Raw genomic sequence first — 17,062 nt, 5'->3', positions numbered from 1 at the left:
TGCCCCGCGGCCGCGTGCGACGCGGACGAGGAGCGGCCGCCGCCCCGCCGGGCCTCGATCATCGCGGTGGCCCGCGGCGGCAGCCAGGCCGAGGCAGAGCCGCCGTCGTCGCCTGAGGCGAAGAGATGGGGCGCGAGCTGCGCCTGGAGGTCCTCGGGCGTGGGCCGCCGCCCGGCGTCCATCTGCATACAGGACTCGATCAGCGGCCGCAGCTCCCCGGGCAGCCCCTCCAGGTCCGGCCCCTCGCGCAGCAGCATGAACACGGTCTCGACGGGGTTCGCGCCGTGGAAGGGCGCATGTCCGGTCGCCGCGAAGACAAGGGTGGAGCCGAGCGAGAACACATCGCTCGCGCCGGTCACGCTGCGTGAGTCGCGCGCCTGCTCGGGCGACATATACGCCGGGGTGCCCACGGCCACATTGGTCATGGTGAGCCGGGTGTTGGAGACGCCGGACGCGATGCCGAAGTCGATGACGCGCGGACCGTCCTCCACCACCAGCACATTCGACGGCTTGAGGTCCCGGTGGACCAGGCCCGCGCCGTGGATGGACTGAAGCGCCTCGGCGATTCCGGCGGCCAGCCAGCGCACGGCCTGCGCGGGCAGCGGCCCGCACTCGTTCACTATCTCCTCAAGGGAGGGCGCGGGCACATAGGCGGTGGCCAGCCAGGGCACCGCGGCCCGCGGGTCGGCGTCCACCACGGCCGCGGTGTAGAAGCCGCTGACCGCGCGTGCCGCCTCCACTTCGCGGGTGAAGCGGACACGGAACAGCTGGTCCTCGGCGAGCTCGGTGCGGACGGTCTTGATCGCCACCCGCCGCCCGGACGCCGACCGGGCGAGATAGACCAGCCCCATGCCGCCGGCGCCGAGCCTGCCGAGCACCTCGAACGGGCCGATCCGTCTCGGGTCGTGCTGTGTCAGCTGCTCCATCAGTTGCCTGCCACCTCCCCGTACGGGCCCCAGCGATGGGGAGCCCGTCTCTTTCAGCCCCGTGCAGCGTCTCACCACCGAGACCCTCCAGCGGTGCGCACCCTGATTCTTCCTGTCTTGGGCGGCGGTTGCGAACCCGGGGGCGGATCGGGGTGTCTCACCCGGTATAGGGCATGGCGGGTGGTATCAGGCGGCTTCGGGCTCCCCCGTACCGGGCTCCGGCTCCCCGGACGCGCCCCGCTCGTCCCCAGGGTCCTCGGGCTCCGCGGCCTCGGGCTCGGCCAGTACGGCGAAGGCCGCGCCCTGGTCGTCGACGACCACGGCGATGCGGCCGTACGCGGTGTCGAACGGCTCCGCCTGCACCCGGCCGCCGAGCCGGACGACCGTGCGCGCCGCCTCATCGCAGTCCGCGACGGTGAAGTACACGAGGAAGTGGCCTGGCATCTCGGCCGGAAAGGCTTCCGTGATCACACTGCGGCCGCCGATCGCGGTCTCCTCGCCCGGCTCCTTCCCGGCGGGCGACCACAGCCGGTAGTCCACGCCGCCTTCGTCGCCGTCGGCCTCCAGATCGGTGCCCTGGAAGCCGAAGACCGACTCGTAGAAGGGATCGACGTGCTCCTTGTCGCGGGTGTAGACCTCAGCCCAGCAGAAAGAGCCCGGCAGGCCCTGCTTCTCGAAGCCGGGGCGCTCAAGCTCCTGCCAGAGCCCGAAGACCGCGCCGCCGGGGTCCGCGCAGAGGGCGGTCACCGCGGCCGTGCCCAGCGGGCCCGGAGAGGTGATCACCTGGCCTCCGGCGGACTGGATCTTCCGGGCGAGCGCCGCGGCGTCGGAGGCCGCGAAGGAGACGCCCCATTCGGTGGGCATCCGGCCGTCCCGTTTGGCGGTGAGGGCGGCCACCCGCCTGCCGTCGCTGAGGGCGACGGCCGAGCGTGCGCCGGGGGCGTCGCCCTCGGTGAAGGTCCAGCCGAAGAGTTCGCCGTAGAAGCGCTTGCCCGCCTCCACATCGGGGAGCGATGCGTCCACCCAGCACGGCATGCCCTCTGCGAATGCGGCCATGGCCCGTTCCCTTCGAAAGCCTTCGGTACGGCCCTCCTCACCTCAAGTTAACGGCGCATCACACGGACCGCAGTTCACACGCACCCCGGCACACCGGCACACCGCGCCCTTTCGAACGTGCGATCGCACACGGGGCTCGGCGCCGGGGACATATCGCGGCCCCGCGCCCGCACCGCACCCCATTTGCAGTCGGCCGAATCGCGCGCAGATCACCCCTCGGTAAGCTGACGGCATGACAGGACAAGTACGCACCGTCGACGGCCGAGTGGCCGGACGACGCGGTCAGGCGACGCGGCAGAAGCTGCTCGACTGCCTCAGCGAGATGCTCAGCTCCTCGCCGTACCGGGACGTCAAGGTCATCGACGTCGCCCGGAAGGCGGGCACCTCACCTGCGACGTTCTACCAGTACTTCCCCGACGTCGAGGGCGCCGTCCTTGAGATCGCGGAGGAAATGGCCAAAGAGGGCGCGGGGTTGACCGATCTGGTCGCGGGCCGCTCCTGGGCCGGCAAGGCCGGCTGGCAGACCGCGGAGGAACTGGTCGAGGGTTTCCTCGACTTCTGGCGTCGCCATGACGCGATCCTTCGCGTGGTCGATCTGGGCGCGGCCGAGGGCGACAAACGCTTCTACAAGATCCGCATGAAGATCCTGACCTCCGTCACCAACTCCCTTACGGAGGCGGTGAAGGAGCTCCAGGCCAAGGGCAGGGTCGACAAGGACGTCAGCGCGGCGGCGATGTCCGGGGCGCTGGTGGCGATGCTCGCTGCGGTGGCCTCGCACCAGAAGGGCTTTACGGCCTGGGGCGTCAAGCAGGCGGAACTCCGCCCGAATCTGGCGCTGTTGGTCCACCTGGGGATCACCGGGAAGAAGCCCGCGAAGTAGCCCGCTCCCCGGGGGTGCGCCCCCTTGCGGCCTTGTCACGGGTCGCGGCCTTGTCACAGGTCCTGTCACGCCGACGGCGGTCCAGGCGCCGGTCTCCGGACTTCCGGTCCCCCGGCCGCCCGCCGTCGGCACTCCTGTCTTCGAGGCGCTTCTGCCTTCACGGCCGCTCCTGCCTTCGCGGCGCTTCTGACGTCGCGGCGCTCAGCGGCGTGTGAGGCTGAAGAGCCGGATCTCCCGCCGCACCCTCGACTGGTACGTCGCATACGGCGGCCAGAACTCCAGCACCGCGCGCCATGCCTCCGCCCGCTCCGCGCCGTCCAGCAGCCGGGCCCTGACCGGGATCGTCTCACCGCGCCAGCTGATCTCCGCCTCCGGATGCCTGAGGAGGTTGGCGCTCCAGGCCGGATGCCCCGGACGGCCGAAGTTGGAGCCGATCAGAATCCACTCCCCCGCCCCGCGGTGCAGACAGGCGAGCGGCACCGCCCGCGGCTGTCCGCTCCTGGCCCCGCGCGAGGTGAGAATGACGCCGGGCAGCAGCCGTGCGCTCGGCAGCACCCGGCCGCGCGTCATCCGGTGGACCGCGCGGTCCACAGCGGGGAAGACATGCGGCGCGATCTTCACAAAGGCACGGGTGGAGGAGACCCGCTGCACCAGCCGCAGCCCCGCCCGGCGACTCATACCGCCTCCGCCTCCCCCTGAACCGCCACGGCCGGTTCGAACAGCCCCGCCTGATCCGCCGCATGCGCCCTGAGCCGGTGCACGGGGCCGAACAGCAGCTCGTCGGCGGCCGCCCGTTTGATATACAGATGCGCCTCATGTTCCCAGGTGAAGCCGATGCCGCCGTGCAGCTGCACCGCCTCCGCGGCGGCCGTCCGCAGCGACTCAAGCCCCTGGGCGAGGGCCAGCGGACCGGCCCCGGCCGGGTCCCATGCCGCGTAGTACGCCGCCGAGCGGGCCGCCTGCACCCGCACATGCACATCGGCGAGCCGGTGCTTGACCGCCTGGAAGGAGCCGACGGGCCGCCCGAACTGCTCCCGCGTGCGTACGTACGCCACCGTAAGGTCCAGAGCGCGGCCGGCCGCTCCCGCCGCCTCGGCCGCCAGCAGCGCCGCCGCGCCGCGCCCGGTCGCGGCGAGGGCGTCGGCCACGGCAGCGCCCGCCTCTTCGTGCCGCAGGTCCCCCAGCAGCTCCGCGGGGGTGTCGCGCAGCTGGACGCGGGCCTGCGGGCGGGTCTCGTCCAGAGCCGTCAGCCGGGTGCGGGACAGTCCGGCGGCGTCCCCCCGTACGAGGAAGAGGAGCGTACGGCCGCGGGCGTGGCCGCCCGTGTGCGCGGCGACGAGCAGCAGCTGTGCGCTGTGCCCGTCGAGGACCTGGTCCGCCTCCCCGTACAGCAGCCAGGCCCCCGCGTCGCCCGGGTGTCGCCGCCGGGCCTGCACGCCCCCGGACCGGCCGCCGCCGGCCCACTCCCCCGCGGCGTTGGAGCCGGTCAGCGCGAGCGCCTGGGCGAGTGAGCCGCCGGACACGGCGAGTGTGCAGGTCAGCGAGGAGTCGGCGATGCGGGGCAGCAACGTCCGCCGCTGCGCCTCGGTGCCGAGTGCCGTGATCAGCGGGGCGGCGAGGCCAGCGGTCGCGAACAGCGGCGAGGGCAGCAGCACCCGTCCGGTCTCCTCGCAGGCGAGCGCCAGCTCCGTCAGTCCGCAGCCCACACCCCCGTACGCGGCGGGCAGGGCGAGCCCGGGGAGCCCGAGCCGCGCGGAGAGCAGCGTCCACAGCTCGGCGTCATAGCCGCGGTCGGCGGCGACGGCCGCCCTGAGGTGGTCGGGGCGGCCGGAGCGTTTGCCGAGCAGATCGCGCAGGGTGCGGCGGATCTCCTGCTGCTCGGCGGTGAAGGCGGCGTCCATCGGCGGGCTCCTCCCCAAGGCGGCTTCCTCCCCGGAGGCACCGGGAGCCTCCGCCTGACGGTCCGTCATATTAGGTCGGAGGGGCCGAGAAGTCAGCAGGCGTCACCGGGGCCGGGGGCGGGAGCGGGCGCCGCGGCGACCGCGCGCAGCAGATCGCGTACAAGACCGAAGTCGATCCGCTCCGCACGCCGGAACCGCAGGCACCCCTTGCCCATGTCCTGCCCGGCCAGCCGCTCCGCGAAGGCCTCGCGCACCTCCGGGCGCAGCAGATAGAGCGAGATGTACTGCTTCTGATTGGCGAAGGCGACCTCCGGCTCACCGCCGGACCTGCGGTAGGCGGGCATGCCGTAGGCCATGACCTCCTCATGCCCCGCCAGCTCGGTGCGGCACAACTCGCGGATCCTGACCAGGGCGGTCAGCCGGTCGGGGTCCGCCACCTCGGCGAGATAGCCGTCGACGTCTTCTGCGGCGCTCTGAACCATACGAGCACGTTATCCCGCCGAGATATCTGATGTACCGTCAGATCCATGCCTTCCACCGTGCTCCCGCGACCGGGCCGCAGGGCCGCCGTCGTCGGCATATCCCTCGCCGACTGCGGCCGGGTCGACGGCCTCACCCCGTACGCCCTGCACGCCCAGGCCGCGCGCCGCGCCCTCGCCGACTCCGGCCTCGACCGCTCGCTCGTCGACGGCTTCTGCTCGGCCGGTCTTGGCACGCTCGCCCCGGCGGAGGTCGCCGACTATCTGGGGCTGCGGCCGACCTGGGCGGACTCCACATCCGTCGGCGGAGCCACCTGGGAGGTGATGGCGGCCCATGCCGCCGACGCCATCGCCGCGGGGCGCGCCCGCGCCGTGCTCCTGGTCTACGGCTCGACGGCCCGCGCCGACATCAAGGCGGGCCGCCGCACCGCCGGCCTCTCCCTCGGCAGCCGCGGCCCGCTCCAGTTCGAGGCCCCGTACGGCCATACCCTCATCGCCAAGTACGCGATGGCCGCCCGCCGCCATATGCACCAGTACGGCACCACCCTGGAGCAGCTCGCCTCGGTCGCCGTCCAGACGCGGGCGAACGCGAGCCGGAACCCGGACGCGATGTTCCGCGAACCGATCACCGCCGACGACGTCCTGTCCGGTCCGCTGATCGCCGATCCCTTCACCAAGCTGCACTGCTGCATCCGCAGCGACGGCGGCTGCGCGGTGCTCATCGCGGCCGAGGAGTACGTCCCGGACACCGCCAAGCCGCCCGTCTGGATCCTCGGCGCGGGCGAGCACCTCTCCCATACGACAATGTCCGAATGGCCGGACTTCACCGTCTCCCCGGCGGCGGTCTCCGGCCCCCTCGCCTTCGCCCGCGCGGGCGTGACCCCGGCCGACATCGACATCGCCGAGATCTACGACGCCTTCACCTATATGACCCTGGTGACCCTGGAGGACCTGGGCTTCTGCCCCAAGGGCGAGGGCGGGCCCTTCGTCGACGCCGCGCAGGGCCGCCTGCGGCACGACGGCGAGCTCCCGGTGAACACCGACGGCGGCGGCCTGTCCGCCTGCCACCCCGGCATGCGGGGCCTGTTCCTCCTGGTCGAGGCCGTCCGCCAACTCCGCGGCGAGGCGGGCCCCCACCAGGTCTCCCGCCACGACGGCACACCGCCACGGCTGGCGCTGGCCTCGGGGACGGGGGGCTGGTTCTGCTCCTCGGGGACGGTGATCCTGGGGCGGGACTGAGTGCCGCGCGGAGCCTTTCCTCTCCCTCCCCTTCCCGAAACCGGGGCTCCGCCCCCCAGACCCCCGTACGGTCCTTCGGCCGTGTCCTCAAACGCCGGACGGGCTGAAAATTGGGCTGCGCCCAATTCCAGCCCCACCAGGCGCGGGTGCAGCACACCATGCCTCGCCTGGGGGCACCCCCCGGACGGAGTCTGGGGAAACCGCCCGCCGCAAGGCGCGCCGGTCCGGTTCCGCGACACCACCGCGATCCAGCCGTCCGGACGGGTGTTGGATGGCGTACATGTACGACACCTTCCGCGCCCTGTTGCACGCCCAGCGCGTCTGGGACACCGAGCTGCCCGAGTTCGATCCGCAGACCGCGCCGGACGCGCCGCTTCCGTTGTTCCACCGGTGGTTCGCAGAGGCCGTGGCGGCGGGGCAGACCGAGCCGCACACCATGAGCCTGGCGACCGTGGACGAGCAGGGCCGTCCGGACGTACGCATCGTGATGCTGCATGACGCGGACGAGCGGGGCTGGCACTTCGCGTCCCACTCGACCAGCGTCAAGGGGCGGCAGCTGGCGGCTCGCCCGGAGGCCGCGCTGGGGTTCTACTGGGCGGCTCAGGGGCGGCAGATCCGTATCCGGGGGCGGGTGAGCGCGGCCCCGGCCGATGAGAGCCAGGCCGATCTGCACGCACGGTCCACCGGCGCGCTGGCCGCGGCGCTGACGGGGCGGCAGAGCGAGACCCTCGGGTCGCTCGGGGAGCTGGCGGCGGCCTCCGAGGCTGCCTGGCGGCGGGCACGGGCGGAGCCGGAGGCGCCGGTGCCGACCTGGACGCGGTATGTCCTCGACCCGTACGAGGCGGAGTTCTTCCAGGGGGACGCCCTGCGCCGCCATGTACGGCTCCGCTACCGCCGCCGGGACGGGGGCGGAGGCGAGGCGGGGGGCTCGTGGGAAGCGGGGCTGCTGTGGCCGTGACGGGGCGGACAGGGCCCCCTGGGTGACAGCGGGCGCGAGGCCGTGTCCGGCGGGCCCGCTCGGGCGTTTCACAGGCCATGACCAAAGCACAGCGAGTCTTCGCGGCCGTAGCCCTCGCCACCGGCGCCTCCGCTCTCGCGGCCCCCTCCGCGAGCGCCGCCGGGTCCCCCGTGCCCCATCTGGGGACGGTCTCCGTCGCCCAGGAGCTCGACCATCTCGCCGTCACCAGCATCCCGGCCGAGCACCGGAGCAAGGTGCCGCTCCCCTCCGGCCAGCTCAACGAACTGGCTTCAGGGCTGGACAGGCTGAACGAGCTGCGTCAGGTCACCGACCAGGCCGCCCCCGTGCTCGGCCTGCTCGGCGCCTTGGAGTGAACTCTCCGGCTTCACGCAGGCGTGCGGCCGCACCCCAGCGCGATGCCCCGTATGCCCCGTCAGGCCGGGCGGAAGACGGGCACGGCCCATGCGGCGGGGTCCGCGGTCCGCTTCCGGAAGTCCGCCCTCAGCGCCATGCCGATACGCAGCTGTGCCTCCGGGCAGTCCACCACCTCGGTCATCATCCGGGGGCCCTCGGCGAGGTCGACGACCGCCGCGGTGTACGGGACGCGCTCGCCGAACGGGGGAAGGTCATTGCGGTGCACGACCGACCAGGTGTAGAGCGTGGCCCGGCCGCTCGCCTGCTCCCATCCGACCTCCTCGCTCCAGCAGTGCGGGCAGAACTCGCGCGGGTAGTGGTGGGCCCGCGCGCACGCCCGGCAGCGGCGCACCAGCAGCAGCCCTGCCGCGGCGGCCTGCCAGTAGGGGCGGGTGAAGTCATCGGCCTCCGGGGCGTCGCCCCCGGGGGGACGGGGGGCCCTAACCGGGGGCGTGCCTGGCGTGCCTGGGGTTCTGTCGGGGAACATGCCGGGGGGCGTGGCGGGGGGCTGCGGGGGCATCAGAAGAGTCCGATCGCGCTGTCGAGGGACCAGGTCTGCCAGGACATGGCGAAAAGGGCGACCAGCGAGATCAGCGCCATCATCGCGTTCTGCCCCTGTTCGGCCCAGTCGTGGATCATCAGGGTCAGATAGAGCAGATTGAGCACCAGACCGCCGACCAGCGCGACGGGCGTGAGAAACCCGCTGATCAGACCGAGCCCCAGCGCGAGTTCCGCGTAGACGACCACATACGCCATGACTCTGGGGCGGGGTGCGACGACCTTGTCGAAGCCGGTTCTCACCCAGGCCCAGCGGTGCTCGGCCGCCACATCCGCGGCCCAGGCGATCCCGGCGCCGCGCTCGAACCAGCCCTTCTTGTCCTTGTGCCGCCAGCTCTCCAGCCACCACAGCCCGAGTCCGACACGGAGCACGGCGAGCCACTCTGCGCCGGTGAGCCATACGGTCTGCATCGATACGCCTCCTCTGCTATCTGACGCACCGTCAGTTCACCGGAAGGCGCACACGGCGCGCAAGAGAGTCGTCAATGTGATCGATTTGCAACCGATTCCCTCATCCAGCCGAGACCCATCGCGTAATCGGACGATTACGCTCACGGTCCATGGCCGACCACCAGCTTCCCGACCCGTCCGCCCTCGCCGATCCTCCCGGCCTCTCCCGCACCAACGACCGTCCCGTCTATGTCATAGGCGGCGGCCCGGGCGGCCTCTCGGCGGCTGCCGCGCTGCGGAAGCGGGGGGTGCGAGCGGTGGTGCTGGAGAAGTCCGACGCCGTCGGCGCGTCCTGGCGCGCCCACTACGACCGGCTGCACCTGCACACCACCCGCAGGCTCTCCGCGCTCCCCGGGCTCGCCATGCCCCGGCAGTTCGGGCGCTGGGCGTCCCGCGACGACGTGGTGCGCTATCTGGAGAAGTACGCCGAGTTCCACGAACTGGAGATAGTCACCGGGGTCGAGGTCTCCCGCATCGAGCCCACCGGCCCCGACTGGCTGCTCTACGCCACCGGCGGACGCCAGCTCACCGGCCGCGCCGTCGTGGTCGCCACCGGCTACAACCACACCCCGCGGCTGCCCGACTGGCCCGGCCTCGACACCTTCCGGGGCGATCTGCGGCACGCCCGCGACTACCGCAACCCCGCCCCGTACCAGGACAAGGACGTACTCGTCGTCGGCGTCGGCAACACCGGCGCGGAGATCGCCGTCGATCTGGCCGAGGGCGGCGCGGCGCGGGTGCGGCTCGCGGTGCGCACCCCTCCGCACATCGTGCGCCGCTCCACGGCCGGCTGGCCCGCCCAGCGCACGGGCATCCTGGCCCGCAGGCTGCCCGTCCGGCTTGTGGACAGGGCAGCCGAGGTCATGCGCCGGCTGTCCGTCCCGGATCTGACCGCACACGGCCTGCCCCGCCCGGACACCGGCCTCTACAGCCGGGTCAGGGAAGGCGCGATCCCCGTCCAGGACGCCGGCCTGATCGACGCGGTGCGCAAGGGCAGAGTCGAGCCGGTCGCGGCGCTGGAGTCCTTCGACGACGGCAAGGCCGTCCTCGCGGACGGCACCCTCCTCTCCCCGGACGCGATCATCGCGGCCACCGGCTATCGGCGCGCCCTCGAACCCCTCGTCGGCCACCTCGGCGTGCTGGACGAGCAGGGCAGGCCGCTGGCACACGGCGACCGCACCCACCCGAAGGCCCCGGGCCTGTACTTCACCGGCTTCACCAACCCGATCAGCGGCATGTTCCGCGAGATGGCGCTGGACGCCCGGCGGATCGCCAAGGCCGTCAACGGCGCCGCCGCCGGCCTCTGACCGCCGACGCACACGCGACAGCCCGCGCACGACGGTTCCCCTGCAAGTTGCCTCTTCAGTAATCTGACTACGCGTCAGTTTCCGTTTGGCTACGAGCAGGAGCGGGGCTCAGCGATGCTTGGATCAACTCACGGCACCCTCACCTCCGATCTCCGCGCCCGGGTGGTGGCCTGTGGGGAGGAGCCCCGCAGCGCCGTCCACGACACGGCCGCGGCACGCGCCTCCCACGGCGACCTCGATGTCAGCGGCCGGCCGCTGTACGCCCCCGTGCCCGATCTCGACCGGTTCTTCGCTCCTTCCTCCATCGCCGTCGTCGGCGCGTCGGACGCCGAGGGGCGGCCGAACACCGGCATCACCCGGCAGCTCATCGGCTGGGCCGAGCGGGTCGGCGCCCGGCTGTATCCCGTGCACCCGCGCCGCGCCTCCGTCTTCGGCATCGACTGCGTGCGCGGTGTCCGCGAGCTGCCCGAACAGGTGGACCTCGCGGTACTGCTGGTCGGCGACCCCCTCCCGGTGATCGAGGAACTCGGTGAGGCGAAGGTCAGATACGCGGTGGCGTTCGCCTCCGGCTATGCCGAGACCGGCGCGGCGGGCGCGGCCGCCCAGGCGCGGCTGACCGCCGCCGTGGGGCGCTCAGGGCTGCGCCTGCTGGGCCCCAACACCAACCTCAACGCCTTCGAGACCTTCCGCGACGACCTGGACGGCCCGGCGATCGCGCTGATCACCCAGTCCGGCCACCAGGGCCGGCCGGTCTTCGCCCTGCAGGAGCTGGGCATACGCCTCTCCCACTGGGCGCCCACGGGCAATGAGGCCGATCTGGAGACCTCCGACTTCATCTCGTACTTCGCCGAGCGGCCCGAGGTCGGGGCCATCGCCTGCTACGTCGAGGGGCTCAAGGACGGACGCTCCTTTCTGCTCGCCGCCGACCGGGCCGCGCGGCGGGGGGTGCCGGTCGTCGCCGTGAAGGTCGGCCGCACCGAAGCCGGGGCGCGGACCGCCGCCTCCCACACCGGGAAGCTGACCGGCGCGGACCAGGTGGTCGACGCGGCGATGCGGCAGTACGGCGTGATCCGCGTGGACGGTCTCGACGAACTCCAGGACACCGCAGCCCTGCTGGCACGGGCCCGCAGGCCCGTCGCCGACGGTGTGGCCGTCTATTCGATCTCGGGCGGCACGGGCGCACACTTCGCCGATCTGGCGACGGCGGCCGGGCTGACGCTGCCCCGGCTGTCCGAGGCCAAACAGGCCGAGCTGCACCAGTGGATACCCGGCTATCTGAGCGTGGCCAACCCGGTCGACAGCGGCGGCCATCCGGTCGGCGACCAGCGCGGCCGGAAGATCATCGACGCGATTCTGGCGGACCCGTCCGTCGGCGTGCTGATCTGCCCCATCACCGGCCCCTTCCCGCCGATGAGCGACAGACTGGCGCAGGACCTGGCAGCGGCGGCGGAGACCACGGACAAGCTGGTCTGCGTGGTGTGGGGGTCTCCGGTGGGGACCGAGGAGGCATACCGCACGACGCTGCTCGGCTCGTCGCGCCTGGCCACCTTCCGCACCTTCGCCAACTGCATCACCGCCGTCCGCGCCCATCTGGAGCACCGCCGCTTCACCAGCCGCTATCTCTCCCCCTTCGACGAGGCCCCGCGCACCCCCTCGCCGTCCTTCCGCAAGGCGCGGGCGCTGCTGCAGCCGGGCACCCAGCTCAGCGAGCACGCGGCGAAGCAGCTGCTGCGGGCCTACGGCATCAGGGTGCCGCGCGAGCAGCTGGTGACCAGCGCCGCCGCGGCCGTGCGCGCCGCCGCTCTGGTGGGCTACCCGGTCGTGATGAAGGCCTCCGCCCCGCAGCTCGCCCACAAGACCGAACTCGGGCTGGTCAAGATCGGGCTGACCTCGGCCAGCCAGGTGCGGGACGCCTATCGCGAACTGACCGACATCGCCCGCTGTGAGGACATCGACCTGGACGGCGTCCTCGTCTGCCAGATGGTGGGGCGGGGCGTCGAGATGGCCGTCGGCGTCTCCCCCGACGCCCTCTTCGGGCCGACGGTCACGGTGGGCCTCGGGGGCGTGCTGATCGAGGTGCTGCAGGACACGGCCGTGCGGGTGCCGCCCTTCGGCGAGGACCAGGCGCGCGCCATGCTCCGCGAACTGCGCGGCCACGCCCTGCTGGAGGGCGTCCGCGGCGGCCCGCCGGCCGATGTGGACGCGCTGGTGGAAGTAGTGCTGCGGGTCCAGCGGATGGCGCTCGAACTGGGCGACGAGCTGGCCGAGCTGGACATCAACCCGCTGATGGTGCTGGATCGCGGACAGGGCGCGGTGGCGCTGGACGCGCTTGCGGTGTGCCGGTGAGCGCGGCGCGGGCGGGCCGGCGCCCGCGGACACGTACGCCACACAGGCCATGCACGCCGCACAGGCCATGCACGCCACACGGGACACATGCGGCACACGGACCGGGCGCGGTCTCCGTAACACCCTGCACGCCCTGCACGCCCTGCACGCCCTGCGTACGAGACGGAGCAGCTTGATCATGACGTCCTCCCCCCGAGAACCCGTCGAACCTGCCGAACCTGTCGAGCACGCTGAGTCATTGATACTGCACCGCACTGACAACGGCGTCTCGCACATCACCCTCAACCGCCCCTCCGCCCTGAACGCCCTCACCCGGGACCAGCGAGAACGCCTTATCGACCTCCTCGCCGCAGCATCCGCGGCCCCGGACGTCCGCGCGGTGGTGATCGACGCCGTCGGCAGGGGGTTCTGCGCGGGGGCGGATCTGCGCGGGGGCAAGCAGCCCCGCGACCGGGTCGCCGGGGATGTGGCCCGTACCATCCGGCTGGGGGCGCAGCGGCTCATCGCCGCCGTGCTGGACTGCGAGAAGCCGGTCATCGCGGCCGTCAACGGCACCGCCGCCGGGCTCGGCGCGCATCTCGCCCTGGCCTGCGATCTGGTGCTCGCCGCGGAGTCGGCGGCGTTCATGGAGGTGTTCGTGCGCCGCGGGCTCGTGCCGGACGGCGGCGGGGCGTATCTGCTGCCGCGGCTCGTGGGGCCGCAGCGCGCCAAGGAGCTGATGTTCTTCGGCGATGCGCTGCCGGCGGCCGAGGCCGAGCGGCTGGGCCTGGTCAACCGGGTGGTGCCGGACGCGGAGCTGGCGAAGACCGCCCGCGCCTGGGCGGAGCGGCTGGCCGCCGGGCCCACGCGCACGCTCGCACTGACCAAGCAGCTGGTGAACGCCTCCCTCGACGCGGACCGCGGCGCCGCGTTCGCCGCCGAAGCGGCCGCACAGGAGATCAATATGACGACGCAGGACGCCGCGGAGGGCGTGCGCAGCTTCACGGAGCGCCGCACGCCGCTGTTTCGGGGGCGGTGACAGGGTTCCAATCTGACGAGCAGTCAGATTCAATGCCCGTGTGATGGGACACGCGGGGATGGCGGCCGCCGCCGTCCGATACCTCAGATCAGCCGGCGGCACGACCGCCGCAGACGCCCCGACCGCCGGGACCGCCGGGGCCAGCGGGGCCAGCGGAGCCGCCGGAACCCCCGAGGCGGCAGGGACCGCCGGGCGGCAGCCGTCGTACGACGCGCTGCCGCGCCCCGACCTGCGCGCGGTCCGCGACGACGAGCGCGCGCCGCTCGCTCCGGCCGAATTCCGCCGCGTACTGGGACACTTCGCCACGGGCGTCACGGTCGTGACCGCACTCGACGCGGACGGCCCGGCCGGCTTCGCCTGCCAGTCGTTCGCCTCCCTCTCCCTCGACCCTCCGCTGATCGCCTTCATGGTCGGCCGTACGTCGACGACCTGGCCGCGCATCGCCCGCGCCGGCGCCTTCTGCGTCAACATCCTGGGCGCGCACCAGGCCGCCCTGTGCCGGGGCTTCGCAGTGAGCGGCGCGGACAAGTTCGCGGGCGTGGAGTGGGACGCGGCCCCGGCCACGGGGTCGCCGCGGCTGGCGGGCGTGCCCGCCTGGATCGACTGCACGATCCAGGCGGTGCACACGGGCGGCGACCATCTGATCGTCGTCGGCCGCGTCCGCGCGCTCGACGCGGCAGGCGGGAGCGAGGGCGGAAACGAGGGCGGGGACGGGGACGGCGGCGGCGGGCGTCGCGACGACGGCGGCGTGGCCTCGCCGCTGCTCTTCCACCGCGGACGCTTCGGCCGGTTCAGCGGCTGAAGGTGAGCACCCCGCGGGCCACCCGGCCCGCCCGTGCGTCCTCCGCCGCCTTCGCGAAGTCCTCGATCGGATAGGTCCCGGTGACCAGCTCGTCCAGCAGGAGCTGCCCCCGCCGGTACAGCTCCGCGTACAGCGCGATGTCGTGCTGCGGCCGGGAGGAGCCGTAACGGCAGCCCAGGATCGACTTGTCCAGAAACAGCGCGGCCGGCGCGAACGTCGCCTCCGCCGTCGCCGCGGGCATCCCCAGCAGCACCGCCTGGCCATGCCGGTCGAGCAGATCGACCGCCTGCCGGATCAGCCCGGTGTGGCCTACGCATTCGAAGACATGGTCCGCGCCGGTCGGCAGGATGTCCCGTACGCCGTCGGCGGAGGTCAGGAAGTGCGTGGCCCCGAAGCGCACGGCCGCCGCCTCCTTCGCCGGGTTCGAGTCGACGGCCACGATGGGGTGCGCGCCCGCGAGCCGCGCGCCCTGGAGGACGTTGAGCCCGATGCCGCCCGCCCCGATGACGACGACGGTCTCCCCGCGGCCGACCCGTGCCCGGTTGAGTACGGCCCCGACCCCCGTGAGCACACCGCAGCCGATCAGCGCCGCCGAGGTGAGCGGCACATCGTCCGGGATCTTCACCGCCTGTACGGCCCTGACCACGGTCCGCTCCGCGAAGGCGGAGTTGGCCGCGAACTGGTACAGCGGCTCGCCTCCGCGGGAGAACGGCCGGCCGGGCCTGCCGATCGCCCTGCGGCACATCGTCGGGCGGCCGCGGTCGCAGTCCGCGCAGGCGCCGCAGTTGGCGAGCGTGGACAGGGACACATGGTCGCCGGGCACGACATGCGAGACGCCCGCGCCAACCGCCTCGACCACGCCCGCGCCCTCGTGGCCCAGAACGACGGGCACGGGAAAGGGGATCGTGCCGTCGACGACGGACAGATCACTGTGGCAGAGCCCGGCCGCGGCGACGGCGACCAGGACCTCGCCGGGGCCCGGCTCGCGCACCTCCAGATCGTCGACCGCGACCGGCTGCTTTCCGTCGAAGACGACGCCTCTCATCAGGGTCACCCTGCTCACCTGGGCTCTCTCGGCAGGCCGAGCACCCGCTCGGCGATGATCGTGCGCTGGATCTCGTCCGAGCCGCCGTAGATGGTGTCGGCCCGGCTGAACAGGAACAGGCGCTGCAACGCGTCGAGTTCGTACGGCCGCTCCCGGCTCCAGTCGGCCGGCCCGGCGGCCGCGGCGGGCCCGCGGACCGCCATGGCCAGCTCGCCGAGCCGCTGGCGCCAGCCGCCCCACAGCAGCTTGGCGACGCTGGGCGCGCCGGGGTCGGCCGTCCCGCCGAGCGTGCGCAGGGCGTTCCAGCGCATGGTGCGCAGTTCGGCCCACTGGCGTACGAGGCGGTCCCGGAGCACCGGATCGCGCGCGGCCGCGCCGCTGCGGACGGCTTCGCGCACAATCCGGGAGAGCTCCTCGGCGAAGCCGATCTGCTGGGCGAGGGTGGAGACGCCCCGCTCCAGGGCGAGCAGGCCCATGGCGACGCGCCAGCCGTCGCCCTCGCCGCCGACGACATGGTCGGCGGACGCGTGCGCGCCGTCGAAGAACACCTCGTTGAAGTCGGCGTCTCCGGTCATCTGCCGGATGGGCCGCACCTCGATGCGCCCCGGCTGGTCCATCGGCACCAGCAGGAACGACAGGCCGTGGTGACGCCGTGAGCCGGGTGTGGTGCGGGCGAGTACGAAGCACCAGTCGGCTTCCTGCGCGAGCGAGGTCCAGATCTTCTGGCCCGTGACGCGGTACGCGGTCGTGCGGTGTGCGGCCGGGCGGTACGCGGCCGGGCCGCCGGTCGCCGTGTCCCGTACGGCAGTCGCGCCGGTCGCCGTGTCCCGTACGGCAGTCGCGCCGGTCGCCGTGTCCCGTACGGCAGTCGCGCCGGTCGCCGTGTCCCGTACGGCGGTCGCGGCGGTACGGACGGAGGCGAGGTCCGAGCCCGCGCCGGGTTCGCTGTAGCCCTGGCACCACAGCTCCTCGCCGCGGGCGATGGGGGGCAGGAACCGGGCCCGCTGGGCGGGCGTGCCGAAGGCGAGGAGGGTGGGAGCGAGGAGGTTCTCGCCGATGTGGCCGATACGGGCGGGGGCGCGGAAGCGGGCGTACTCCTCGGCCCATACGACCTGCTGGGTGAGGGTGGCGCGGCGGTTGCCGTACTCGGCCTCGCCCTCCGGCCAGCCGAGGCCGATCCAGCCCCCGCGGCCGAGCTCCCGCTCCCAGGCGCGGGGGGCGGGGGGCGGCGCGCCGGGCGGCAGACGGGCGGCGAGCCAGGCGCGGGCGTCCTGGCGGAAGGCGGTGTCCTCCGGGGGGAAGGCGAAGTCCATGGGCGTGATGCCTCCTGTCGTCACGGTCTCGCTCCGTCGCGGGTCCCTGTACGCCTCGGGCCCCCAGGCCGCGGGATCACCTCCCCGCGGGTCCGCACCCCTCAGGCCCCCGGGCCGCGGGCCGGTACCGTCCGCCCTGAGGCGTGGGGGGACCCCCAGCCCGACCACCGCACCCCGCACGCGCGGCTTGCCAGCCCCGCGCCGCCGGGGTCCCGCACCCCTGGGCCCCCGGCCGCGGGCCGGTACCGTCCGCCCTGAGGCGTGGGGGGACCCCCAGCCCGACCACCGCACCCCGCACGCGCGGCTTGCCAGCCCCGCGCCGCCGGGGTCCCGCACCCCTCAAGCCCCGAGCCACGGGCCGGCACCGTCC

The 17,062-nt window shown here is 73.3% G+C and carries 17 protein-coding genes; 8 read left to right on the top strand and 9 right to left on the bottom strand.

Annotated elements, in window-relative coordinates; genetic code table 11:
• Together OF819_RS28305 and OF819_RS28300 are read right to left on the bottom strand one after the other, a co-directional pair.
• On the bottom strand, positions 1-926 hold a 926-nt coding region (locus tag OF819_RS28305; protein WP_267246503.1), incomplete at its 3' end, for a serine/threonine-protein kinase.
• 186 nt (positions 927-1,112) lie between these two features.
• Positions 1,113-1,982, bottom strand: coding sequence for a VOC family protein (locus tag OF819_RS28300; RefSeq protein ID WP_267246502.1), 870 nt, complete (start codon positions 1,980-1,982; stop codon positions 1,113-1,115).
• A 232-nt stretch (positions 1,983-2,214) separates the two neighbouring features.
• Here OF819_RS28300 and OF819_RS28295 point away from each other — a divergent pair, with 232 nt between their 5' ends.
• Positions 2,215-2,862, top strand: a complete 648-nt coding sequence (locus tag OF819_RS28295) for a TetR family transcriptional regulator (protein ID WP_267246501.1) — start codon at positions 2,215-2,217, stop codon at positions 2,860-2,862.
• Between the two features lie 201 nt (positions 2,863-3,063).
• On the opposite strand, the gene OF819_RS28290 is transcribed toward OF819_RS28295, so the two are convergent.
• From OF819_RS28290 to OF819_RS28280, 3 genes are all read right to left on the bottom strand, one after another.
• Entirely contained in the window at positions 3,064-3,540 is a 477-nt protein-coding gene (locus OF819_RS28290) for a nitroreductase family deazaflavin-dependent oxidoreductase (RefSeq protein WP_267246500.1), read from the bottom strand.
• The gene (locus tag OF819_RS28285; protein ID WP_267246499.1) at positions 3,537-4,763 is read right to left on the bottom strand and encodes an acyl-CoA dehydrogenase family protein; all 1,227 of its coding nucleotides are present in this window, start codon (positions 4,761-4,763) and stop codon (positions 3,537-3,539) included. The genes OF819_RS28290 and OF819_RS28285 overlap by 4 nt, the downstream gene beginning before the upstream one ends.
• 92 nt (positions 4,764-4,855) lie before the next feature.
• Complete coding sequence (locus OF819_RS28280; protein WP_267246498.1) at positions 4,856-5,245, bottom strand: iron chaperone; 390 nt, start codon at positions 5,243-5,245, stop codon at positions 4,856-4,858.
• Positions 5,246-5,290: 45 nt separating this feature from the next.
• On the opposite strand from OF819_RS28280, the gene OF819_RS28275 reads away from it, so the two are divergent.
• The 3 genes from OF819_RS28275 (at position 5,291) to OF819_RS28265 (ending at position 7,813) form a co-directional block, all read left to right on the top strand.
• Positions 5,291-6,481, top strand: coding sequence for a thiolase C-terminal domain-containing protein (locus OF819_RS28275; RefSeq protein ID WP_267246497.1), 1,191 nt, complete (start codon positions 5,291-5,293; stop codon positions 6,479-6,481).
• A 271-nt stretch (positions 6,482-6,752) separates the two neighbouring features.
• Positions 6,753-7,439, top strand: coding sequence for a pyridoxine/pyridoxamine 5'-phosphate oxidase (locus OF819_RS28270; protein WP_416370643.1), 687 nt, complete (start codon positions 6,753-6,755; stop codon positions 7,437-7,439).
• A 77-nt stretch (positions 7,440-7,516) separates the two neighbouring features.
• Entirely contained in the window at positions 7,517-7,813 is a 297-nt protein-coding gene (locus OF819_RS28265) for a hypothetical protein (protein WP_267246495.1), read from the top strand.
• A gap of 59 nt (positions 7,814-7,872) precedes the next feature.
• Here OF819_RS28265 and OF819_RS28260 read toward each other — a convergent pair whose 3' ends face one another.
• On the bottom strand, positions 7,873-8,340 hold the full coding sequence (locus OF819_RS28260) for a Zn-ribbon domain-containing OB-fold protein (RefSeq protein WP_267246494.1): 468 nt from the start codon (positions 8,338-8,340) through the stop codon (positions 7,873-7,875).
• 32 nt (positions 8,341-8,372) lie between these two features.
• On the bottom strand, positions 8,373-8,822 hold the full coding sequence (locus tag OF819_RS28255) for a DoxX family membrane protein (RefSeq protein ID WP_267246493.1): 450 nt from the start codon (positions 8,820-8,822) through the stop codon (positions 8,373-8,375).
• Positions 8,823-8,971: 149 nt separating this feature from the next.
• On the opposite strand from OF819_RS28255, the gene OF819_RS28250 reads away from it, so the two are divergent.
• From OF819_RS28250 to OF819_RS28235, 4 genes are all read left to right on the top strand, one after another.
• Positions 8,972-10,168, top strand: coding sequence for a flavin-containing monooxygenase (locus tag OF819_RS28250; RefSeq protein ID WP_267246492.1), 1,197 nt, complete (start codon positions 8,972-8,974; stop codon positions 10,166-10,168).
• Positions 10,169-10,282: 114 nt separating this feature from the next.
• A complete protein-coding gene (locus OF819_RS28245; RefSeq protein WP_267246491.1) occupies positions 10,283-12,514 on the top strand; it encodes an acetate--CoA ligase family protein in 2,232 nt (743 codons plus the stop codon).
• Positions 12,515-12,692: 178 nt separating this feature from the next.
• Positions 12,693-13,532, top strand: a complete 840-nt coding sequence (locus OF819_RS28240) for an enoyl-CoA hydratase/isomerase family protein (RefSeq protein ID WP_267246490.1) — start codon at positions 12,693-12,695, stop codon at positions 13,530-13,532.
• A 58-nt stretch (positions 13,533-13,590) separates the two neighbouring features.
• A complete protein-coding gene (locus OF819_RS28235) occupies positions 13,591-14,334 on the top strand; it encodes a flavin reductase family protein (protein ID WP_267246506.1) in 744 nt (247 codons plus the stop codon).
• Here the strand turns inward: OF819_RS28235 and OF819_RS28230 are convergent.
• Together OF819_RS28230 and OF819_RS28225 are read right to left on the bottom strand one after the other, a co-directional pair.
• Positions 14,324-15,379 (bottom strand): Zn-dependent alcohol dehydrogenase, encoded by a 1,056-nt coding sequence (locus OF819_RS28230; protein ID WP_267246505.1) that lies wholly within the window; start codon positions 15,377-15,379, stop codon positions 14,324-14,326. The two genes, OF819_RS28235 and OF819_RS28230, sit on opposite strands and share 11 nt — an antisense overlap.
• 14 nt (positions 15,380-15,393) lie before the next feature.
• The gene (locus OF819_RS28225; RefSeq protein WP_267246504.1) at positions 15,394-16,692 is read right to left on the bottom strand and encodes an acyl-CoA dehydrogenase family protein; all 1,299 of its coding nucleotides are present in this window, start codon (positions 16,690-16,692) and stop codon (positions 15,394-15,396) included.
• Positions 16,693-17,062 lie beyond the last annotated feature (370 nt).

The sequence above is a fragment of the Streptomyces sp. PR69 genome, from assembly GCF_026420845.1.
Lineage (GTDB): Bacteria > Actinomycetota > Actinomycetes > Streptomycetales > Streptomycetaceae > Streptomyces.
This window is presented reverse-complemented; position numbering and strand designations above follow the sequence as displayed.